The sequence below is a fragment of the Streptococcus oralis subsp. oralis genome, from assembly GCF_002096435.1.
GTDB classification, from domain to species: Bacteria; Bacillota; Bacilli; order Lactobacillales; family Streptococcaceae; genus Streptococcus; species Streptococcus oralis_AA.
In genome coordinates this window covers 284,946-306,895 of sequence record NZ_NCUI01000025.1, presented here as the reverse complement: position 1 = coordinate 306,895, position 21,950 = coordinate 284,946, and the positions used below count along the sequence as shown (strand labels likewise).

At 41.6% G+C, this 21,950-nt stretch carries 17 protein-coding genes; 3 read left to right on the top strand and 14 right to left on the bottom strand.

Annotated features, from left to right (window positions below):
• Positions 1–21: 21 nt before the first annotated feature.
• Both B7723_RS07795 and pflB read right to left on the bottom strand, forming a co-directional pair.
• Positions 22–2,127, bottom strand: a complete 2,106-nt coding sequence (locus tag B7723_RS07795; protein ID WP_084849945.1) for an ATP-dependent Clp protease ATP-binding subunit — start codon at positions 2,125–2,127, stop codon at positions 22–24.
• Positions 2,128–2,544: 417 nt separating this feature from the next.
• Positions 2,545–4,860, bottom strand: a complete 2,316-nt coding sequence (pflB, locus tag B7723_RS07790) for a formate C-acetyltransferase (RefSeq protein WP_000260621.1) — start codon at positions 4,858–4,860, stop codon at positions 2,545–2,547.
• A gap of 232 nt (positions 4,861–5,092) precedes the next feature.
• Here pflB and dinB point away from each other — a divergent pair, with 232 nt between their 5' ends.
• Entirely contained in the window at positions 5,093–6,154 is a 1,062-nt protein-coding gene (gene dinB, locus B7723_RS07785) for a DNA polymerase IV (protein WP_084849946.1), read from the top strand.
• Positions 6,155–6,188: 34 nt separating this feature from the next.
• Here the strand turns inward: dinB and B7723_RS07780 are convergent, their stop codons facing one another.
• Both B7723_RS07780 and B7723_RS07775 read right to left on the bottom strand, forming a co-directional pair.
• Positions 6,189–7,034, bottom strand: coding sequence for an undecaprenyl-diphosphate phosphatase (locus B7723_RS07780; protein WP_084849947.1), 846 nt, complete (start codon positions 7,032–7,034; stop codon positions 6,189–6,191).
• 59 nt (positions 7,035–7,093) lie between these two features.
• A complete protein-coding gene (locus B7723_RS07775; protein ID WP_084849948.1) occupies positions 7,094–8,989 on the bottom strand; it encodes a DUF2207 domain-containing protein in 1,896 nt (631 codons plus the stop codon).
• 129 nt (positions 8,990–9,118) lie between these two features.
• On the opposite strand from B7723_RS07775, the gene B7723_RS07770 reads away from it, so the two are divergent.
• Together B7723_RS07770 and B7723_RS07765 are read left to right on the top strand one after the other, a co-directional pair.
• Positions 9,119–10,684, top strand: coding sequence for an ABC transporter substrate-binding protein/permease (locus B7723_RS07770; protein ID WP_000732044.1), 1,566 nt, complete (start codon positions 9,119–9,121; stop codon positions 10,682–10,684).
• Entirely contained in the window at positions 10,681–11,421 is a 741-nt protein-coding gene (locus B7723_RS07765; RefSeq protein ID WP_000193351.1) for an amino acid ABC transporter ATP-binding protein, read from the top strand. Before B7723_RS07770 ends, B7723_RS07765 begins: the two co-directional genes overlap by 4 nt.
• Positions 11,422–11,513: 92 nt before the next feature.
• On the opposite strand, the gene B7723_RS07760 is transcribed toward B7723_RS07765, so the two are convergent.
• From B7723_RS07760 to B7723_RS07710, 10 genes are all read right to left on the bottom strand, one after another.
• Complete coding sequence (locus B7723_RS07760; RefSeq protein WP_001130031.1) at positions 11,514–11,729, bottom strand: capsule biosynthesis transcriptional regulator; 216 nt, start codon at positions 11,727–11,729, stop codon at positions 11,514–11,516.
• Positions 11,730–11,835: 106 nt separating this feature from the next.
• The gene (locus B7723_RS07755) at positions 11,836–12,732 is read right to left on the bottom strand and encodes an SPFH domain-containing protein (protein ID WP_000244062.1); all 897 of its coding nucleotides are present in this window, start codon (positions 12,730–12,732) and stop codon (positions 11,836–11,838) included.
• Positions 12,733–12,814: 82 nt separating this feature from the next.
• A complete protein-coding gene (gene ilvA, locus B7723_RS07750; RefSeq protein ID WP_084849949.1) occupies positions 12,815–14,065 on the bottom strand; it encodes a threonine ammonia-lyase IlvA in 1,251 nt (416 codons plus the stop codon).
• Positions 14,066–14,144: 79 nt separating this feature from the next.
• Positions 14,145–15,167, bottom strand: coding sequence for a ketol-acid reductoisomerase (gene ilvC / locus B7723_RS07745; RefSeq protein ID WP_084849950.1), 1,023 nt, complete (start codon positions 15,165–15,167; stop codon positions 14,145–14,147).
• An 89-nt stretch (positions 15,168–15,256) separates the two neighbouring features.
• Positions 15,257–15,733: an acetolactate synthase small subunit gene (ilvN, locus tag B7723_RS07740; RefSeq protein ID WP_001253813.1), complete on the bottom strand. Its 477-nt coding sequence runs from the start codon at positions 15,731–15,733 to the stop codon at positions 15,257–15,259.
• Positions 15,726–17,426 carry an acetolactate synthase large subunit gene (locus B7723_RS07735; protein WP_084849951.1) on the bottom strand — a complete coding sequence of 567 codons (1,701 nt, stop codon included), beginning with the start codon at positions 17,424–17,426 and terminating at the stop codon, positions 15,726–15,728. Before B7723_RS07735 ends, ilvN begins: the two co-directional genes overlap by 8 nt.
• A gap of 323 nt (positions 17,427–17,749) precedes the next feature.
• Positions 17,750–19,831 (bottom strand): elongation factor G, encoded by a 2,082-nt coding sequence (gene fusA / locus B7723_RS07730; protein ID WP_000090340.1) that lies wholly within the window; start codon positions 19,829–19,831, stop codon positions 17,750–17,752.
• A 309-nt stretch (positions 19,832–20,140) separates the two neighbouring features.
• A complete protein-coding gene (gene rpsG, locus B7723_RS07725) occupies positions 20,141–20,611 on the bottom strand; it encodes a 30S ribosomal protein S7 (protein ID WP_000087873.1) in 471 nt (156 codons plus the stop codon).
• A gap of 19 nt (positions 20,612–20,630) precedes the next feature.
• A complete protein-coding gene (gene rpsL / locus B7723_RS07720) occupies positions 20,631–21,044 on the bottom strand; it encodes a 30S ribosomal protein S12 (protein ID WP_001142332.1) in 414 nt (137 codons plus the stop codon).
• A 306-nt stretch (positions 21,045–21,350) separates the two neighbouring features.
• The gene (locus B7723_RS07710; RefSeq protein WP_084849952.1) at positions 21,351–21,950 is read right to left on the bottom strand and encodes a response regulator transcription factor; all 600 of its coding nucleotides are present in this window, start codon (positions 21,948–21,950) and stop codon (positions 21,351–21,353) included.

The following is a 21,950-nucleotide window of genomic DNA, read 5'->3' as shown; positions in this document are numbered from 1 at the left end:
TTTTATTCTCAAAATCTTGAGTTAGGCTTTTTCACGAATGACCAAGACACCATCTTCCATATCTGCTTCTAGATGTTTGGCATCTAGGTGATCCAAGTGGAAATCTGTTACCTTATCACGAATTTGTTGCTCCACCACGCGACGGAGAGGGCGAACACCCATAACTTCGTCATAACCTTCTTCTGTGATAAAGTCTTTAGCTGCTTGGCTGACTTCCAAATCAATGTCTTTCTTAGCCAAGGTTTGGTTGACTTCCGCCAACATCAAGTCCACAATCTTAGAAAGGTCTTCCTTATTCAAGTGTGAGAATTCGATAACTGCGTTAAAGCGGTTAAGGAACTCTGGGCGGAAGAAGGGTTTCAAACGATCCATCAATTCTGGTTTGTCAGCATCTTCTGTCAAGTTGGCTTCATAACCAAATCCAGCATTTGATGTCGCGATAATGACCGTGTTCTTGAAGTTCACTGTATTTCCTTGACCATCAGTCAAACGACCGTCATCCAAGACTTGGAGGAGAAGGGTGATTACTTGAGGATCAGCCTTTTCAATTTCGTCCAAGAGAATGATAGAGTAAGGATTGCGACGAACACGTTCTGTCAAGGTATTGCTATTGTCATCATAACCCACATAACCTGCTGTTGTACCGATCAATTTAGATACGGCTGTGCGGTCACTGTATTCAGACATATCCAAGCGGATAATCGCATCCTTGGTACCAAACATATCCAATGCCAATTGCTTAGCAAGCTCCGTCTTACCAACTCCAGTAGGCCCTACAAAGAGGAAGCTACCGATTGGGCGATTGCCTTCATCAAAACCAGCGCGGTTACGACGGATAGCACGAGCCACTGCTTCTACTGCCTTGTCTTGGCCGATTACCTTGTGTTCCAAGCGATGAGCCATATCTTTCAAACGTTCGATGTCTGATGCTCCCATTTGTGACACTGGGATACCTGTCATTCGCTCTACAGACTCAGCCACATCGTTGATGCTTGCAGTCACTTTCATGTCTTCTGTGTGGTTTGCAACTTTTTTCTCTAATTCTGCAATACGTGTTTTAGCATTGAGAGCTGCTTCAAAGTCTTCTGCCTCAACTGCTTTTTCTTGCTTGTCTTTTTCTGCCTCAATCTCCCGTTCAACAGCATGCACATCTGTTACAGGATGTTGAGCTGCCAAGTGAGCTGCCGTTACATCGACAAGGTCGATAGCCTTATCTGGCAAGCTGCGTTGAGGAATGTATTGAATCGAATAATCCACTGCTGCTTTTAAGACTTCATCTGGCAAGATAACATTGTGGTGTTGTTGATAAAGATCACGAATCCCTTGAAGGATTTTAAAGGTATCCTCTGCTGAAGGAGCATTGACCTTGACTTCGTTGAAACGACGAGCAAGAGCTGCATTTTTCAAGATGGTGTTACGGTATTCGTCTTGAGTTGTCGCTCCAATAACGGTCAATTCACCACGAGAGAGAGCTGGTTTGAGAATATCCGCAAGACCTTTAGAACCACTTTCACCTCCGATTGAGCCAGCGCCAAGGATTTGGTGGATTTCATCAAAGAAGAGGATAATATTTCCTGCTTCTTTCACCTCGTTGACTAGGTTTTGAACGTTTTCTTCAAAGCTACCACGGTATTGAGTACCAGCCTCAAGACCTGAGATATCAATAGAAATAATTTCCTTATTCTTGATGGCAGCTGGAACATCTCCATTCACAATAGCTTGTGCCAAGCCTTCGACAACAGCTGTCTTACCAACACCTGCATCTCCGACCAGAACAGGATTATTTTTCGTACGACGTGAGAGGATTTCAGATGTTTCTTGAATTTCCTTGTTTCGTCCGATAACAGGATCCAACTTGCCCTCACGAGCTTCCGCTGTCAAGTTACGACCTAGTTTAGCAAGGACACCGTCTTGTTTCATACCTGAAGCGTGTTGTTGCATTTGCGCATCAGATTCTGCATTTCCTGGCAATTGACCAGTTGCACGATAGTGAGCAAATTCCTCAGGTGTCACTTCACGTCCATTAATCAAGTAGCGACGGTTTTCAGAACTGTATCCTCGCATACCTCCCATCAATTGGTTAAATAAATCATCCATGTTGTTAAAGTTATTAAAGTTGTTGTTCATATTCTTTACCTCGTTTATTCTTAATTATATGCAATCTCTGATATTGACTATCTTTGACCTTCGTTTTAAAAATTTTAGACTAGCTAACTCGCTACTCTACGTATAATTTCTGGTTTTTCTTTCTTAAATAAGCCTTTTATCATCTTCTTTTCAAAATCTGTTAGATTTAACATAGGCCCCACCCCTTTCTAGGGTATCTATCATACATTTTCAAGAAATAGAATCATTGAAAATGAAGTTTTCTAAGGAATTCATTTTCCTTATGTTCCTACTATATCACATTGGTCAGTAAAAGTCAATAGTTTTTTGACCAAATTTGACTATTTTTTTAAAATTTTTTGAAATCTTGAATAGATAATGTAAGTACACAAAAAAGCCAGTCCTATAGACTAGCTTTCTTTTCATTCTAATTGAATCTTAGCTCAATGCGTCATCCATTGAAAGAACTTCGTGGAAGACACGTTGTGTCAATTCAGTTTTTTGTTCTGGAGTGAGGTATTTAGTGTTTACACAGTATCCAGAGATACGTACGATAACGTCTTCACCCGACATGATCTTTTCGTAAACATCGTTCAAGTCCATAACGTTCAAGTTAACGTGTTGTCCACCGTTTTCGAAGTAACCATCAAGGATTGTTACCAAGTTATCAACTTGTTCGTCACGAGTCTTACCAAGAGCACGTGGAGAAACTTGAGTTGTCAATGAGATACCGTCAGCTGCGTAACCAAAGTCAAGGCTAGCAAGTGAGTTCAAGTTTTGCAACCATCCACCTTTAGCTTTGTTAGATGGGTTCGCACCTGGTGAGAAGAATTCAAGTTTAGACAAGTTCACAGAACCATCTTCGTTGAGGTATACACCTTTGTGGACTGGTGAGTTACCAGTTTGTTTAGAGTAAGCAACGTTAGATGTGATTGTCAATAGTGATACTGTAGCTTCTGCATCTTTGTAAAGTTTGTGGCTACGTAGACGAGTTGTGTAAGCTTCGATCAACCATTCTGCCAATTCGTTTGAACGTGGGTCATCTTCACCCCAACGTGGGTATTCACCGATTGTTTCGTAATCGTAGATGTATCCATTTTCGTCACGGATTGGTTTAACTGTAGCGTATTTGATAGCTGACAATGTATCAACAGTGTTAGCAAATCCACAGATACCGAATCCCATGTTAGCACGTTGTTTAGTTGGCAAGAAGGCCATTTGAACAGCTTCGTAGTTGTACTTGTCAGTCATGTAGTGGATGATGTTCAAAGCGTCTACGTAAGTGTCAGTCAACCAGTCAAGAGATTTTTCGAAGTTGGCTTTAACTGATTCGAATTCAAGAACTTCGTCACGGATAGGATCGATGTCAAATACCTTGTAGTCTTTGTGAACATCGTCGTAACCACCGTTCAAACCAGTAAGAAGAGCTTTCAAAACGTTTACACGAGCACCGAAGTACTGGATGTTGTGGCGTTGATCTTCGTTTTCTGGGTCAAGTGGTGACACACAGCATGAGATACAGCTCATTTCTCCGTATCCGTCTTTAGCCATTGTTGTTACACCTTCGTATTGGATTGAAGAGTGTTTGTGGCTCATGTGCATACAGTAGCGACGGAAGTTGTATGGCAATTTGTCAGTCCAAAGAACTGTCAAGTTTGGCTCTGGAGAGTTACCGATGTTGTCAAGAGTGTTCAAGAAACGGTAGTCCATCTTAGTAACACGGTGACGACCGTCGTTACCCATACCAGCCATAGAAGTTGTGATGAATGTTGGGTCACCTGAGTACAATTGGTCATAAGCTTTTGTACGAGCAAATTTAACTGTACGAAGTTTCATAACGAAATCATCAACGAACTCTTGGATTTCTGATTCAGTAAATGTACCACGAGCAAGGTCACGTTCTGCAAAGATATCCAATACGATTGGCACACGTCCTAGAGATGTAGCAGCACCATTGATAACACGGCAGACAGCCATGAAGGCGATGTTAACCCATTGGATTGCTTCTTTCGTGTTCATCGCTGGTTTGCGGACATCAACTCCGTAAAGGTCACCCAAGCGAACAACTTGTTGCAATGCTTGGTATTGAAGGTTTACTTCTTCACGAAGACGGATTGTTTCTTCATCAATTTCTTTGATCGCATTCCAGTCGTTTACTTTTTCTTGCATCAAGTAGTCTGCACCGTAAAGAGCAAGACGTGCGTAAACACCGATGATACGTCCACGTGAGTAGGCATCTGGAAGACCAGTTACAGTGTGAGCGTGACGAGCGCGACGGATATTTGAAGTATAGGCACGGAAGATACCGTCGTTAACTGTTGTTACGTATTTAGTGAAGATTTCGTGAACAGCTGGATCTGGTTCGTATCCATTTTCTTTCAAAGTAGTTTCAGCCATACGGATACCACCTTTTGGCATGAAGTTCAATTTGAAGAGCTCATCGTTTTGGATACCGAAGATAACTTCATTTTCTTTGTCGATAAATCCAGCAGGAATATCAGCAATAGATGTTGGACGAGTGTCCATTGGGAAACGAGTTTCTTCGTAGTGAGCCTTAGTTTCTTCTACAATCTTTTTGATGTGAAGTGAACGTTCTGTTGGTCCAGCAAGGAAACTTTCATCTCCATCGTAAGGTGTGTAGTTAGCTTGAACGAAGCGAGAAATACTTGCTTTTTCTTTCCAATCTACGCCTTTGAAGCCTTCCCAAGCTTTATCAAAAATATCTTGTGCTTCAACAACTGTCTTAACAACCATGTTAATGTCCTCTTTTTTCTAGTAACAGTCATCTGTTACATTCTTGAGACAAGTATACCATACAGTAACCGATTTCAACAAGAGAAAATCGGCATTTTAGACGCTTTCTTTTATAATACAGTCTCTTTTTTGCTCTTATCTGTATTATATTTTTGAAAGTCAGGTTGAACTTTCCCATTTTTTCAGAAAAAAGGGTATAATAAATAGAAAATGACACCAGAAAGGGATTGGAATGCTCATATTTCCATTGATAAATGATCTGTCCAGAAAAATCATCCATATCGACATGGATGCCTTTTTTGCTGCGGTGGAAATCAGAGATAATCCCAAGTTAAAGGGCAAACCTGTCATTATCGGAAGCGATCCCAGACAAACAGGTGGGCGTGGTGTCGTTTCTACCTGTAGCTATGAGGCACGAGCTTTTGGTGTTCATTCAGCCATGAGCTCTAAAGAAGCTTATGAGCGCTGTCCCCAAGCTGTCTTTATCTCTGGAAATTATGAAAAGTATAAGACTGTGGGACTTGAGATTCGTGCTATTTTTAAACGCTACACTGATTTGATTGAACCTATGAGTATCGACGAGGCATACTTAGATGTGACGGAAAATAAACTCGGTATCAAGTCTGCAGTCAAAATAGCCCGCCTCATCCAACAAGATATCTGGCAGGAGCTACACCTGACTGCTTCTGCAGGTGTTTCCTATAACAAATTCTTAGCTAAAATGGCTAGTGACTATCAAAAACCACATGGTTTGACAGTGATTCTCCCAGATCAAGCCCAAGACTTCCTCAAACAAATGGACATTGCTAAATTTCATGGTGTGGGCAAAAAAACAGTTGAACGTCTTCATGAAATGGGCATTTATACTGGTGCAGACTTATTGGACGTTTCTGAAGTCACTTTAATCGATCGGTTCGGCAGACTCGGTTATGACCTTTATCGAAAGGCTAGGGGCATTCATAACTCACCGGTCAAGTCTGATCGCATTCGTAAGTCCATTGGCAAGGAAAAAACCTACGGAAAGATCCTACAAGTAGAAGAAGACATCAAAAAAGAGCTGACTTTACTCTCCGAAAAGGTAGCTCACAATCTCAGCAAGCAGGACAAAGCTGGAAAAATCATTATCCTAAAAATACGATATGCTGATTTCTCCACTCTGACTAGACGAAAAAGTCTCCCACAAGCAACACAGGACGCTAGTCAGATTTCTCAAACTGCCCTTCAACTCTACGAAGAACTAGCTGAAAAAGAAAAAGGTATCCGTTTACTAGGAATTACGGTGACAGGATTTTAAAAAGCTTAAAGGAAAATTCCCTCAAGCTTTTTTCTTATACAAACAAACGCACAAAACTATAGAGCAGCAAGACACTACCGAGTACGATACGATATTTACCAAAGAGTGTAAAGTCGTGCTTCTTCACATAGCTGGTCAAGAAACGAATAGCAACCATGCTGACTGCAAAGGCAACACCCATAGCAACCAAGAGCAAGAACAGTTGTCCAAAACTCAAGAGTTGACCTGCTTTAATAAATTTGAAAATCTTTAAAGCGCTGGCTCCGAACATGACAGGGATCCCGAGATAGAAGGTAAACTCTGTTACGACAGAGCGGCTCGTTCCATTTAACAAACCACCAACAATCGTCGCACCTGAACGGCTCGTTCCCGGGAAGAGGGCGAGGACTTGGAAGAGCCCAATGTAAAGGGCTGTTTTATATGGCAACTTGTCTAGCTCTGTCACTGTTGGTTCAATGGCTTGCGCCTTATTTCGTTTTTCAAGATAGATAAAGGCAACACCATAGATAATCAACATAATCGCAACTGAAACCATGTTATGGAATTTGGCATCAAACCAATCATCTAATTTAAAAACCAATAGCAAAGGCAAGGTTGCAACGAAGACTTTTGACCACAATTGCCAAGTTCTACGAACTTCGACCTTGGTTTTACCAGGTTTGAAGGGATTGAGCTTATTAAAGTAAATGACCATAACTGCTAAAATGGCACCAAGCTGGATGACTACCTTAAACATGGATATGAAAGCTTCATTTTGATCTTTATACGGAACTAAATCTATAGCTAAAATCAAGTGGCCAGTACTTGAAACGGGCAACCATTCTGTAATTCCTTCAACAATCCCAAAAAAGATTGACTTCAAAATTTCAATAAAATACATACATTACTCCTTTTTCTGTCCTCTATTATAGCATAATTTCAGATGTTGCGATAGATTTTTTAGAAGGCGCCGATGCTACCACCGCCTCCGCCTCCTGAAAATCCTCCACCTGAACTTCCACTTCCAGAAGATACAGAGTAATTGCTAGCTGTATTTGCGACAGCAGTATATTGCTTGATTTGTGCAGTTGAGGTGTAGAACTGTGAGTGCCAACCATAGGCTACATAAAGATTCAAATCTGGATTTTCAAGCTGAATATGACGGCCTTTCATTAACTTGCTCACCTTCTTGGCATAACCAAAGAGAGTCGCATAGACCAATAGACGGTTCCAAAGGACGATGCTCTCTAGCTCGGCCTGATCCAGATGAGCGATGTCGCGAAGCATATTTTCAAAACTCGTCCAGAGATAGAAAATCTCCGCTCCTTCCTCTGTTAGAACTCCATCGCGATAGGCTCCTCGCGTGGCAAGGTAAACCCAGAAACTAGCCCCTAATCCTGTCAATCCTAAGAGTAGAAATGGGATCGAAAAGAAACCATGTGTTTGCCAGCTATAGTAAAAGAATAGCAGTCCACCTAGAGCTGTTATGGCTGAACAAACTCGCATCCCGAGAGCAAGGCGGCGTTCCTCGCTTGTCAAGGGACGATAGTAGCTTGGGATACGAAGTACATGGACCTTATCCTTGACACAAGACTGAATGCGTTGAAGTCTTCCTTCAAAGGAGCGTTTGAGGCGCGATCCTGTTTCTCGGATATGTTTTTCATCTGACTCTTTGGCACCACGGTAAAGAGAAGATGAAACTTGGTAATCAGGGAAGAGCTCTGAAATAGCCAATTCTTTCTTATTTGACAAGGTCATGCGCAGACATTCTTTCTCAAAATTGGACAAACCCTTTTCACTGATAATGCGCACATAAGGTTCCTCATCACCTTGGAAAATAGATAAATGGCCTCGATCTACTAAATCCAACAAGGTTGCCTGAATCAAACGTTCAAAAGTAAATTTACCAAACCCTGATTTGTTTAGGGGATTGACTTCCTCTAAGGAAGTTGAATACACTGCTTCTGCTAAAACCATTGGAGGCAAATTCATCGGTGGTTCGTAGAGTCGATGATCTTTTGGAAAGACCTTTTTAATGCTTGTACTCTGACGAAACTTCCTATAGAAGAGAGGAACTAAAAGTAAGAGGCTCATAAAAATGACGGGGAACCCCCATTTCATCATTATCTCACTTTGCGCTTTTCCTGTTGCTATATTGCTTTCAATCCGGTTAAAATCGGTTAAACGTTCTTCCTCTAATCCTTGATCCGGAGCTCCTGCAAAAGCACTTCTAGGCCAGTAAGCATGTAATTCGATTTGACTCTTTCTAGGAAGGTCTTTCATTTTGACATGATAGAGATTATTTACTTTTTCAACACTAGAGTCCCTTAGGAGTTGGCCTGCATGAAAATAGAGTTTCTCTGCTGGAGTATCAGAGCTGACCTTAAACTCAATCTCTTTGATGTCTCCAGTACTATCTGTCAAGGGTTGCCAATTTAGCTCTGCGATATCCTCATATAAGAAGAGAAGATTTGTTAATTTCCAGGTAACCGTTACCCGAACAGTATCCCCGGCATAGCCAGCATTGTAAATTTTTACCTTGTAGCCGTCCTCTTCCTCCATAGTATAGAAGGAAGCATTTTGAACAATTCTTCCATTTTTAGAGACCTGAACGGTCGGATCGGGATCAATGTCAAATCCTTCTGGCATTTTCCCAGCTTTCCCTAGCCCAACTAACTGACCATTATAATCATCTCCAAAGCGGTAGGTAATTGTTTCCTTAAAAATTGCAGTATTATCTGCATGAATATTCAAATCACCCTGATAGGATAAGATATCAAAGTCTACTGCAAAAACCAGGCTCGGTATAAATAATAAATAAGTAAATACCAAAGCCAACAGCCATCTTTTTTTCATAATCGGTTACCTTTCAATCTTTTTACCATTATATCATTTTTTATAAGTAAAGGCTTACTTGTATTGAAAATCTCACTATTTTTAGATACAATAGAGAGAGTCATTTTTAGACTAGAAATAGGAGAAAACATGAAAAAATTATGCTTATCTATCCTTGCTAGCCTAGCCCTTACCTTAGGACTAGTTAGCCAAGTCCAAGCCGACGAATATTTACGCATCGGGATGGAGGCTGCTTACGCTCCCTTCAACTGGACTCAAGACGACGATAGTAACGGCGCCGTCAAAATCGACGGTACCAACCAATATGCCAACGGCTACGATGTTCAAATCGCAAAAAAGATTGCCAAAGACTTAGGCAAGGAACCTTTGGTTGTGAAAACCAAATGGGAAGGACTTGTTCCAGCCCTTACTTCTGGCAAAATCGATATGATCATTGCCGGTATGAGCCCAACCGCTGAACGCAAACAAGAAATTGCTTTTTCAAGCAGTTACTATACTAGCGAACCGGTTCTATTGGTAAAAAAGGACTCTGCCTATGCAAATGCCAAATCTTTAGAGGACTTTAGTGGGGCAAAAATCACGTCTCAACAAGGTGTTTATCTTTATGACCTGATTTCCCAAATTCCAGGTGCCAAAAAAGAAACAGCTATGGGTGACTTCGCCCAAATGCGTCAAGCTCTAGAGGCTGGTGTTATTGATGCCTATGTTTCTGAACGACCTGAAGCAATGACCGCTGAGTCTGCTAACGCTAAGTTCAAAATGATCCAACCTCAACCAGGTTTCAAAACTGGCGAAGAAGATACAGCTATTGCCATTGGACTTCGTAAAGATGACAGCCGCATCAGCCAAATCAATGCGAGCATCGAAACCATCTCAAAGGATGAGCAAGTAGCCCTCATGGATCGTATGATTAAAGAGCAACCTGTGGAGTCTACAACAACAGAGGAAGAAAGTAGTTTCTTTAGCCAAGTCGCTAAGATCCTTTCTGAAAACTGGCAACAACTCTTGCGTGGTGCTGGTATCACACTCTTAATATCCATTATCGGAACCATCACAGGTCTCCTTATCGGACTTGCGATTGGGGTCTTCCGTACCGCTCCACTATCTGAGAACAAGGCAATGTACGCCCTACAGAAACTAGTCGGTTGGATTCTCAATGTCTATATTGAAATCTTCCGTGGTACACCGATGATTGTTCAATCCATGGTTATCTACTATGGAACCGCCCAAGCTTTCGGTATCAACCTTGACCGCACACTAGCTGCTATCTTCATCGTCTCAATCAATACGGGTGCCTACATGACAGAGATCGTTCGTGGTGGTATTCTAGCAGTTGACAAAGGACAGTTTGAAGCCGCAACCGCTCTTGGTATGACCCATAACCAAACCATGCGTAAGATTGTCCTACCTCAGGTTGTCCGTAATATTCTACCTGCTACTGGTAATGAGTTTGTCATCAATATCAAAGATACCTCTGTATTGAACGTTATTTCAGTTGTTGAGCTTTATTTCTCAGGAAATACTGTAGCAACACAAACCTATCAATACTTCCAGACCTTTACCATCATCGCCGTGATTTACTTTGTCCTCACCTTTACTGTGACCCGTATCCTACGCTTCATAGAACGTCGTATGGACATGGATACTTACACTACAGGTGCTAACCAAATGCAAACGGAGGATTTGAAAAAATGACACAACCAATCCTTGAAATCAAACACCTCAAAAAATCCTATGGGCAAAACGAAGTGCTAAAAGACATTTCTCTCACCGTCCATAAAGGAGAGGTTATTTCCATCATCGGGAGCTCAGGAAGTGGAAAATCAACCTTCCTTCGTTCGATTAATTTACTCGAAACACCTACAGAGGGAGAGATTCTCTATCGAGGAGAAAATGTCTTAGAAAAAGGCTATAACCTCACCCATTATCGTGAAAAACTCGGTATGGTTTTCCAATCTTTCAATCTCTTTGAAAATCTGAATGTCCTTGAAAATACTATCGTTGCCCAAACGACTGTACTCAAACGCGACCACTCTGAAGCTGAAAAAATTGCCAAAGAGAATCTCGAAAAAGTCGGCATGGGAGAACGTTACTGGCAAGCCAAGCCGAAGCAACTCTCCGGGGGCCAAAAACAACGCGTAGCTATCGCCCGCGCACTCTCCATGAATCCTGACGCTATTCTCTTTGACGAACCAACATCTGCTCTTGACCCAGAAATGGTCGGAGAAGTCCTCAAAATTATGCAGGATTTGGCTCAAGAGGGCTTGACCATGATCGTCGTAACCCACGAAATGGAGTTTGCCCGCGATGTCTCTCACCGTGTCATCTTTATGGATAAGGGCGTCATTGCTGAAGAAGGCAAACCAGAAGACCTCTTCACGAACCCTAAAGAAGAACGGACAAAAGAATTTCTTCAACGTTATCTCAGCTAATAAACAAAGACTGCATTCTTTATGCAGTCTTTTTAATTTGTAATTGTAAAGAAAAGGCAGACTCGACTCAGGAATCTGCCTGTGACCACAGTTTAATCTTCAAATTTTTCATGATTTTTTTCATAGAAATCGATTAAACCAAGAGCTGTTTCAAATGAAATATTTTTAACTTTTGCGCGTCCTTGTGCTAGAGCAATGATAGACATTTCACGCGCATTCGTTTCTTTAGAGATACGGTAGCCTGTGATTTTCTTATCACGAACCCAGCCAACAACTGCTTCTACTTTTTCAAAGTTCGACTTAGCCATGTTCTTCTCCTAAATTATTCTTTACAATACTTAATTGTATACGTTTTTATTTCGTTTGTCAATAAAAAAACATATATTCGTCGTAACTATATTATTCTGCATATTTTTATTTGGCTTTTAAAGCCGATAATATATGAGTTCTTATGTCCTCAACTCCATTAGGATTCGCTGGTAGGAAGATTGTATTATTACCCTCTTTATCTGCAAAATTATTCAACGTATCTAAATACTGGTTCGTTAATAGGATAGACATGATTTGTTCTTCAGTTAGCTCAACATTGGCTCCCTTTAACTCTTGGATAGAATCAGCTAGTCCGTCAACAATTGCTTTACGCTGCTCTGCAATCCCTACACCATGTAGGCGATCTTTTTCTGCTTCTGCTTCTGCTGCGGTCACGATTTTAATCTTATCTGCTTCAGCAAGCTCTTGCGCCGCAACTCTCTTACGTTGAGCCGCGTTAATTTCATTCATTGATTGTTTTACTTCAGCATCAGGTTCAACCTTAGTAATCAGCGTTTTGACAATGATATACCCATACGTAGACATTTCTTCAGCCACTTGTTTTTGAACTTCTAAGGCGATTTCATCCTTCTTCTCAAACAACTCATCTAGTGTTAGCTTTGGTACAGATGAACGCAAAGCATCTTCAATATAGGATTTAATTTGGGCTTCTGGACGCATCAATTTATAATAAGCATCTGTGACATTATTTTCATTCACTCGATACTGAGTTGCCACATTCATCGTTACAAATACATTATCTTGCGTCTTTGTCTCTACAACAATCTCACTTTGCAACAAGCGTAGTTGAACTCTTGCCGCAATCCTATCAATTCCAAAAGGAGCTCGTAAATGAATACCACTATTGCTCAACTTTTGGTATTTACCAAAGCGTTCTATGATAGCGACAGATTGTTGTCGAACCACATACACAGAACTAACCATAATCACTGATGCAATCACCACTAAAAACAATAAAACAAGTAAAATTTGTAAAACCATGGGAATCTCCCCCTTTCATCACCTTCATTATAGCACTCAAAAATAGGTTAGGCAAATAATATGAGAAAAATTTTATAGGAAATTAAACTAGCATATTATACAATGTTTCATTCCCATTCAAATTAATATAAGATGGGTCAAACTTTTCCATCCGAAGAATCAAGCCATTATAATCATTCTTATCCGCAAGAGCAATTCCAATCAAGACTGGCCCTGTCCCCTTGCTGGCCCGTTTGATATACTCAAAACGAGTAATATCATCATGCGGTCCCAAGATATCATTTACAAACTCTCGGAGAGCTCCTGGACGTTGTGGGAAATTCACTACAAAGTAATGCTTGATTCCATCGTAAATCAAGGCACGTTCTTCCATCTCTGGCATACGGTTGATATCGTTATTCCCTCCAGAAATGATACAACAAATCGTCTTGCCTTTGATATAGTCTGATAAAACTTCCAAGGCTGCAACACTGGCAGCTCCGGCTGGTTCTGCTACAATACCTTGTTTGGAATAAAGATCAATCAAGGTTTCGGAAATCAATCCCTCGTCCACCCCAATCAGCGTTTCAACATTCTTACGAGTCGCTTCATAGGTTAATTGTCCAACCTTCTGTACGGCTATCCCATCAGCAAACTTATCAATTTCTTTGAGCTTAACTGGTCCCCCAGCTTCAAAGGCAGCTTTCATAGAGCGAGCACCATTAGCTTCTACTCCGATCACTTCAATGGTCGGGTTGGTTTCCTTGATGTAAGTTGAAACACCGGCAATCAATCCGCCACCACCTACTGGTACAAGTACTGTATCAAAATCAATAGACTCTTTACGGGCTTCTTCAAGAATTTCATAGGCTACAGTCCCTTGACCAGCCTGAACATGCGCATCATCAAAAGGATCGATGAAGGTGCGGTTTTCTGTCAATGTAAATTCTTGTGCTGCCTTAGCAGAAGCATCAAATGTATCCCCAACCAACTTGATTGTCACGAACTCTCCACCGAAAAAGCGAACCTGCCCAATCTTTTGTTGCGGTGTGGTGATGGGCATAAAGATCGTTGCAGGAATCTTCATCTCATTACAAGTATAGGCGACACCTTGGGCATGATTTCCCGCAGAGGCACAGACTACACCACGCTCGCGTTCTTCTTTTGATAGTTGAGAAATGGCATAATAGGCTCCACGAATTTTAAAAGAGCGAACTCGTTGCGCATTCTCCTTTTTGAGATAAATCTTTGCTTGGTATTTTTCTGATAAATAATGATCATATTCTAGTGGTGTATCAACTACTACACCACTCAAAACTTTGTGGGCTTTCACCACATCTTTTGCACTTAGCATTGTCTCCTCCTCATATACTTTTCAAGATAAAAAACGAGTTAGGTCCCCCCAACTCGCCTTCTGTCTCTCTTTACAAGAATTAATTGTAGATTTTGAATGCGTCGTCGTCGTTTTTACCAACGAAAGGCATTGCTTTACGCAATTCTGCACCAACTTTTTCAATTTCAAGGTTAGCTGCTTGTTCACGGTAAGCAGTTAATTTTGGACGACCAGCCTTGTAGTCATTTACAAAGTCATTTGCAAATTTTCCATTTTGGATATCTGCCAAAACAACTTTCATGTTTTCTTTCACTTGCTCAGTAATCACACGTGGACCTGATACATAGTCACCGTATTCAGCAGTGTTTGAAATAGATTGACGCATTTTCTTGAATCCACCTTCATAGATCAAGTCAACGATCAATTTCATTTCATGAAGAACTTCAAAGTAAGCCAATTCTGGGGCATAGCCTGCTTCTGTCAAGACTTCAAAACCTGCTTCGATAAGAGCAGTCAAACCACCGCAAAGTACGGCTTGTTCACCAAACAAATCTTCTTCAGTTTCTTCTTTGTAAGTTGTTTCAAGCAAACCAACACGAGCTGCCCCAACACCTTTACACCAGTCCATAGCAATGTTTTTAGCATTTCCTGTAGCATCTTGGTAAACTGCGTAAAGAGCTGGCACACCAAATCCTTCTTCGTAAGTACGACGTACCAAGTGTCCTGGTCCTTTAGGAGCACACATGAAGACATCTACATCTGCAGGAACTTTGATAAATTCAAAGTGGATATTGAAACCATGAGCGAATCCAACTGCATTTCCAGCTTCCAAGTTTGGAGCGATTTCTGCTTCGTACAATTCTTGTTGGATTTCGTCTGGTGCCAAAATCATGATAACGTCAGCCAATTTAGTAGCTTCTGCTACTGTGTAAGTGTCAAATCCGTCTTCTTTTGCTTTGTCAAAAGATTTACCTGGACGCACACCGATGATGACATCACGACCTGAATCACGCAAGTTTTGCGCATGCGCATGTCCTTGTGAACCATAACCGATTACGGCGATTTTTTTACCGTCAAGCGCTGCTACTTTAACATCTTTTTCGTATTCCATTTGAACTGCCATAGTTTTTCTCTCTTTTCTATTTTTATTGCCTTATAGGCTGGTTAAACAAATTTATGCTGGATTTTATACTCATTGAAAATCAAAGAGTATTAGTCGCGGGTAAATCCAGTTGCACCCGTACGAGCGATATTTTTAATACCATATGGTCGAATCACTCGTAATAAAGCTTCACTCTTCTCAGCATTTCCCGTCATCTGGATGGTGATTGAGCTTGGAGCCACATCTACTACCGTTGCACGGAAAGGTTGGATAATGGCCAAGATTTCTGCACGCTTCTCAGCAGGAGCAGATACTTTTACCAAGATAACTTCTCTTTCCAAGTGCGGTTTATCTGTGATATCTCGGATGCGAATCACATCAATCTGACGATTGAGCTGTTTAATGATTTGCTCTACTTCATCATGAGATGCTACATCAATAATGATGGTGATACGAGATACATTGGGGTTCTCTGTCGCACCAACCGAGATACTCTCAATATTGACTTGACGACGAGAAAGGACACCTGTAAAACGATTCAAAACTCCTGAACGGTTTTGCAATCTAGCTGTTAACATTCTACGCATGGAACTTCACCCCCAACATCTCATGATTGCTCTTACCAGCTGGTACCATCGGTAAGACCTGTTCCTTACGAGAAATATCCACCTCGATAAACATGGGCACATCCTCCAGAATGACTTCTAGATCCTTCTCTATCGTCTCTGGATTATCAAACTTGTAGTTTTTGATTCCGTAAGCCTGTGCCATTAGCTGGAAGTCAGGAAGAGTGTCAAAGACTGACTCTGAAGTCCGACCCTCATAGAAGGATTCCTGCCACTGACGAACCATTCCTAGTGAGTGGTTATTCAGCATGACAACCTTAATCGGCACCTTGTAGATGTTTAGGATAGCTAGTTCTTGGTTGGTCATTTGGAAACCACCATCACCGACAAAAAGAACTACTTCTTTTTCTGGATTGGCAATCTTAGCTCCAATAGCTGCAGGAACACCAAATCCCATGGTACCCAAGCCACCTGAAGTGACCAATTGACGTTCATTTTGATATGGGTAATACTGGGCTGTCCACATTTGGTGTTGGCCAACGTCAGTAACGACAATAGCATCCCCATTCGTCAACTCACCGATTCGTTCAATGACTGCCTGCGGTTGAACCACACGTTCTTTCTTATCATAGGAACGAACGCGGTTCTTGTCCTTAGTGACTTTGTCAATCCACTTTTCAGTATTGTTATGAACAGTTGGTTCTGCCAGTAGCATCTGCAAGGCTTTCTTAGCATCCCCAACCACTGGAATATCTGCACTGATAATCTTACCAATCTCAGCTGGGTCAACATCGATATGGGCAACCTTAGCATTCTTCGCGAAGGTCTTAGGATTTCCGGTCAGACGGTCATCGAAACGGCAACCAATACTAATCATAAAGTCTGCCTCGGTCATGGCAATATTAGCTGCGAAAGAACCATGCATGCCTCCCATTCCGAGGAAGAGTGGATGGCTTGTTGCAATTGTACCTTGCCCCAAAAGACTGGTCACGACTGGAATTTGATAGCGTTCAGCAAATTCATTCAGTTCTTTAGAAGCTTCTGCATAGCTGATACCACCACCTGCCAACAAAACAGGTTTCTTAGCCTTAGACAATTGTTTCAAGATTTTCTTGATTTGCATGTCATTTGGATCAAGTGTCGGTTGGTAACTTGGTAAATCAACTTCTGGTGAATAGATGAAATCTGTCTCTAGGGCTGATACATCCTTTGGCAAGTCAATCACAACAGGACCTGGACGACCTGTCGTTGCGATATGAACAGCTTCCGTAATGATACGAGGAATATCAGCTGTCTCACGGACTTGGTAATTGTACTTGGTAATGGGCATGGTAATGCCGACAATATCCGCCTCCTGAAAGGCATCCTTCCCAATACCTGCTCGAGCCACCTGACCCGTAAAGACCAAAAGGGGAACGCTATCGCTCATGGCATCTGCAATCCCTGTAATGGCATTTGTTGCTCCCGGTCCACTCGTGACGACGGCAACGCCCAACTTTCCAGTTGATTTGGCATATCCTTCAGCTTCGTGCAAACAACCTTGCTCATGGCGTCCTAAGATGTGACGAATACCTTTAAAATTGTATATCGCATCATACAAAGGTAAGACCGCACCACCAGGATAACCAAAAATGGTATCAATCCCTAAGTCCCGAAGTGTTTCCAAAACTAGGTCCGACCCCGTCTTAGGAGATTCTAAACTGATTTTCTCCATTGTTCCCCTTTCTCTTCTCTTAAAAAAATAGCTTGTTACTATCATACCATTTTTTCAAAAATTTTCAAGGCAAAAGAGTCAATTTTCTGAATTTTCTATCTAAAAGTGTATTTATGAATCTTTCCCTCATTTTTATTAACTTTTCTACGGAATTCGGAAGCTTTATTTACTTTAATTTATCAAATTAGAATATTTTCTTTCTGGATAGAATTAGTATTTTTCTCACTTAGCGACCAAATTTGTATACTATATTCAGCAAAAATGAATAGTTAAAGACAAAAAAAGGAAGCCACTAAGTGACTTCCTTCTAGAGTGAGGACTGATTAGTCTTCACCTTTGTTTTTCTTAATGATTTCTTCTTGTACTGACTTAGGTACATCTTCGTAGTGGTCAAATACCATCATGAAGGTACCACGTCCTTGAGATGCAGAACGAAGAACCGTTGCGTAACCGAACATTTCAGCAAGTGGAACGTAAGCACGAACGATTTGGCTGTTACCGTGTGCCTCCATACCATCTACACGTCCACGACGAGCAGTTACGTGACCCATAACATCACCAAGGTTTTCTTCTGGAACAGTGATGGTTACAAGCATCATTGGCTCAAGGATAGCTGGTTGTGCTGATTTAGCAGCTTCTTTAAGGGCAAGTGAAGCCGCGATCTTGAAGGCAGTTTCAGATGAGTCGACATCGTGGTATGAACCATCGTAAAGTTTAGCTTTAACGTCAACCATTGGGTAACCTGCAAGAACTCCGTTAGCCATAGATTCTACCAAACCTTTTTCAACCGCTGGGATAAATTCACGAGGAACCACACCACCGACGATTGCGTTTTCGAATTCAAATCCTTTACCTTCTTCGTTTGGACTAAACTCAATCCATACATCACCGAATTGACCTTTACCACCAGACTGACGTTTGAAGAATCCGCGTGCTTGAGTAGAAGCGCGGAATGTTTCACGGTAAGATACTTGAGGAGCACCTACGTTCGCTTCAACTTTGAACTCACGACGCATACGGTCAACAAGGACGTCAAGGTGAAGTTCACCCATACCAGAGATAACTGTTTCACCAGTTTCAACGTTTGTTTCAACGCGGAATGTTGGATCTTCTTCAGCCAATTTTTGAAGGGCGATACCCATCTTGTCTTGGTCAGCTTTAGATTTTGGCTCAACCATCAACTGGATAACTGGTTCTGGAACGTGGATTGACTCAAGGATGATTTTAGCTTTTTCATCTGTCAATGAATCACCAGTAGTTGTATCCTTCAAACCAATAGCAGCTGCAATATCACCAGCATAAACGGTTTCGATTTCTTGACGACTATTGGCATGCAATTGCACAAGACGTCCGATACGTTCACGTTTGCCTTTAGAAGTGTTCATTACGTAAGAACCTGATTGAAGAACACCTGAGTATACACGGAAGAATGTCAAACGACCTACAAATGGGTCTGTTGCAATCTTGAAGGCAAGAGCTGCGAATGGCTCTTCGTCAGATGCTGGACGAGTTTCTTCTTCGTCTGTATCTGGGTTGATACCTTTGATCGCTGGGATATCAAGTGGGCTTGGAAGGTAGTCGATAACCGCATCAAGCATCAATTGAACACCCTTGTTCTTGAAGGCAGAACCACACAATACTGGGAAGAATTCAACGTTGATAGTTGCTTTACGGATAGCAACTTTCAATTCTTCGTTAGTGATTTCTTCACCTTCAAGGTATTTCATCATCAAGTCTTCATCAGTTTCAGCGACTGCTTCAACCAATTTTTCTCGGTATTCTTGAGCTTGGTCAAGGTATTCAGCTGGAATATCTTCTTCAAGGATATCTGTACCAAGGTCGTTAGTATAGATTTCAGCTTTCATCTTGATCAAGTCGATGATACCACGGAAGTCATCTTCAGCACCGATTGGCAATTGGATTGGGTGTGCGTTTGCTTGAAGACGGTCGTGAAGTGTGCTTACAGAGTAAAGGAAGTCAGCACCGATTTTGTCCATTTTGTTAGCAAATACGATACGTGGAACTCCGTACTCAGTTGCTTGACGCCAAACTGTTTCAGTTTGAGGCTCAACACCTGATTGTGAGTCAAGAACAGTAACCGCACCGTCCAATACACGAAGAGAACGTTGTACTTCGATAGTGAAGTCCACGTGTCCTGGTGTGTCGATGATGTTTACGCGGTGGTTGTTCCATTGAGCCGTTGTCGCAGCAGATGTGATAGTGATACCACGTTCTTGCTCTTGCTCCATCCAGTCCATTTGTGACGCACCTTCGTGAGTTTCACCGATTTTGTGGATTTTACCAGTGTAGTAAAGAATACGCTCAGTAGTTGTTGTTTTACCGGCATCGACATGAGCCATGATACCGATATTACGAGTTTTTTCAAGTGAAAATTCGCGTGCCATGAGGTTTGTTTCTCCTATTTATTTTAATTTCTATTCTATTATAACACGATTTTAATAAAAACGGATAGGCAGGACCTACCCGTTCTCAATGTTTATCTTGTTTTTGTTGGTTTCAACTTGTGATATGGGAAGTTGAGTTGAACCTAAGAGCGGACCGAGCTCAATTGAACCCGGACTAAAAGCTCAAGTTAGCTGAGTTGAGCTCAAGCTAAAAGTCTGGAGAAAAAGATGAATCTCATTGGTTGCAATCGCAACCTGCTTTGATTCCCTATTTTCTCTGGAACTTTCTTAACGCTTTCGCATCCTATATTACCAACGGAAGTGTGCGAAGGCACGGTTAGCTTCAGCCATACGGTGAGTGTCTTCACGTTTCTTAACAGCTGCACCAGTGTTGTTAGCAGCATCCAAGATTTCTTTTGCAAGACGGTCTTGCATTGTGTGTTCACCACGAAGGCGAGCGATGGTTACCAACCAACGAAGTCCAAGTGTTGTACGACGTTCTGGACGAACTTCAACTGGGACTTGGTAGTTAGATCCACCAACACGACGTGCACGTACTTCAAGTACAGGCATGATGTTTTCCATAGCTGTTTCAAATACTTCAAGTGCATCGTTACCAGTAGCTTCTTTGATTTGCTCAAAAGCACCGTAAACGATTGAAGCAGCTGTACCACGTTTACCGTCAAGCATAACGCGGTTGATAAGACGAGTAACTAGTTGTGAATTGTAAAGCGGATCTGGCAATACATCACGTTTTGGAGCTCTATTTTTACGACTCATTTCTCTTTATCCCCTTTCCTTATGCTTTTGGACGTTTCGTACCGTATTTAGAACGGCCTTGTTTACGATCGTTAACACCTGCAGTATCAAGTGCACCACGGACGATATGGTAACGTACCCCTGGAAGGTCTTTTACACGTCCACCACGAAGAAGCACCACGCTGTGCTCTTGCAAGTTGTGTCCGATACCTGGGATGTAGGCAGTAACTTCGATAAGGTTGCTCAAACGTACACGAGCAAATTTACGAAGGGCAGAGTTAGGTTTTTTAGGTGTCATTGTTCCAACACGAGTTGCAACACCACGTTTTTGTGGTGAAGAAACGTTTGTTTGAACTTTTTTATGACTGTTGTAACCAACGTTCAAAGCTGGTGATTTAGATTTTTCTACTTTTGATTTACGCGGTTTGCGAACCAATTGGTTAATTGTAGGCATCTACATTCTCCTGTGTTTTTTTATTTTTGGTGATGATACACTTGGTGACAGCTACCATCTGTGTGTACTTTTGCAACATTTGTCAGCACGTCCCTGTACACTTTTGAGAGACCAAAAGTAAAAAGTACCGTCTATTATTATAACACAATTTTTCCTTCATTGTCAAGATATTTTTTCATTTTTATTCTGATCTTTTAACTCTTTGACACTGGCTTTCACTGCTTTTCTAAACAAAAAAAGGAGGCAATTTTGCCTCCTACATTCTAGTATGGATTTCCTTCAATTTAGCAATCATTTGAGTTGTTATCAAAGCCAACCAGATTCTTTTGCGATGTTGGCTGCCTCCGTCCGATTACTAGCATCTAGTTTCGAAAGAATATTAGTGACATAGTTTCGGACGGTTCCATTTGATAGATAAAGCTGATCTGCGATTTCTTGATTAGACAAGCCCTGAGCGATTCCCTTTAAAACAGCGATTTCTTGCTCTGTTAACGGATTGGGGTGCGCCATCATCACTTCCATCAATTCAGGCGAATATTCCTTGCGTCCTTCGAGAACAGTGTGCAAGGTTTGCATGAGGTCTGCAATGCTTCTTTCTTTTAAGACATAAGCATCCACTCCAGCCTTGACCGCACGTTCAAAATAGCCAGGGCGTTTGAAGGTCGTCACCACAACCACCTTTGTTTCTAGCTTTTCTGCTCGTATCCACTCCAAGACTTCGAGGCCTGTCTTAACAGGCATTTCTACGTCAAGAATGGCGATATCGACAGACTCTTTTTCTAAAAGTTGGATTGCTTCTTGGCCATCCTTGGCTTGTAGGACAGAATCTACATCTGGTTGAAAGGTAAGCAACTGGCACATAGCATCTCGCAACATACTTTGATCTTCTGCAACAAGTAATTTCAT

What these genes read in the sequence shown, in the direction of transcription:
- ilvN (WP_001253813.1), bottom strand. Translation starts at nt 15,733, where the DNA reads ATGCGTAGAATGTTAACAGCTAGATTGCAAAACCGTTCAGGAGTTTTG.
- B7723_RS07775 (WP_084849948.1), bottom strand. Translation starts at nt 8,989, where the DNA reads ATGAAAAAAAGATGGCTGTTGGCTTTGGTATTTACTTATTTATTATTT.
- B7723_RS07770 (WP_000732044.1), top strand. Translation starts at nt 9,119, where the DNA reads ATGAAAAAATTATGCTTATCTATCCTTGCTAGCCTAGCCCTTACCTTA.
- B7723_RS07795 (WP_084849945.1), bottom strand. Translation starts at nt 2,127, where the DNA reads ATGAACAACAACTTTAATAACTTTAACAACATGGATGATTTATTTAAC.
- B7723_RS07760 (WP_001130031.1), bottom strand. Translation starts at nt 11,729, where the DNA reads ATGGCTAAGTCGAACTTTGAAAAAGTAGAAGCAGTTGTTGGCTGGGTT.
- rpsL (WP_001142332.1), bottom strand. Translation starts at nt 21,044, where the DNA reads ATGCCTACAATTAACCAATTGGTTCGCAAACCGCGTAAATCAAAAGTA.
- B7723_RS07780 (WP_084849947.1), bottom strand. Translation starts at nt 7,034, where the DNA reads ATGTATTTTATTGAAATTTTGAAGTCAATCTTTTTTGGGATTGTTGAA.
- ilvA (WP_084849949.1), bottom strand. Translation starts at nt 14,065, where the DNA reads ATGCTAAGTGCAAAAGATGTGGTGAAAGCCCACAAAGTTTTGAGTGGT.
- B7723_RS07765 (WP_000193351.1), top strand. Translation starts at nt 10,681, where the DNA reads ATGACACAACCAATCCTTGAAATCAAACACCTCAAAAAATCCTATGGG.
- pflB (WP_000260621.1), bottom strand. Translation starts at nt 4,860, where the DNA reads ATGGTTGTTAAGACAGTTGTTGAAGCACAAGATATTTTTGATAAAGCT.
- B7723_RS07755 (WP_000244062.1), bottom strand. Translation starts at nt 12,732, where the DNA reads ATGGTTTTACAAATTTTACTTGTTTTATTGTTTTTAGTGGTGATTGCA.
- B7723_RS07710 (WP_084849952.1), bottom strand. Translation starts at nt 21,950, where the DNA reads ATGAAATTACTTGTTGCAGAAGATCAAAGTATGTTGCGAGATGCTATG.
- ilvC (WP_084849950.1), bottom strand. Translation starts at nt 15,167, where the DNA reads ATGGCAGTTCAAATGGAATACGAAAAAGATGTTAAAGTAGCAGCGCTT.
- fusA (WP_000090340.1), bottom strand. Translation starts at nt 19,831, where the DNA reads ATGGCACGCGAATTTTCACTTGAAAAAACTCGTAATATCGGTATCATG.
- rpsG (WP_000087873.1), bottom strand. Translation starts at nt 20,611, where the DNA reads ATGAGTCGTAAAAATAGAGCTCCAAAACGTGATGTATTGCCAGATCCG.
- B7723_RS07735 (WP_084849951.1), bottom strand. Translation starts at nt 17,426, where the DNA reads ATGGAGAAAATCAGTTTAGAATCTCCTAAGACGGGGTCGGACCTAGTT.
- dinB (WP_084849946.1), top strand. Translation starts at nt 5,093, where the DNA reads ATGCTCATATTTCCATTGATAAATGATCTGTCCAGAAAAATCATCCAT.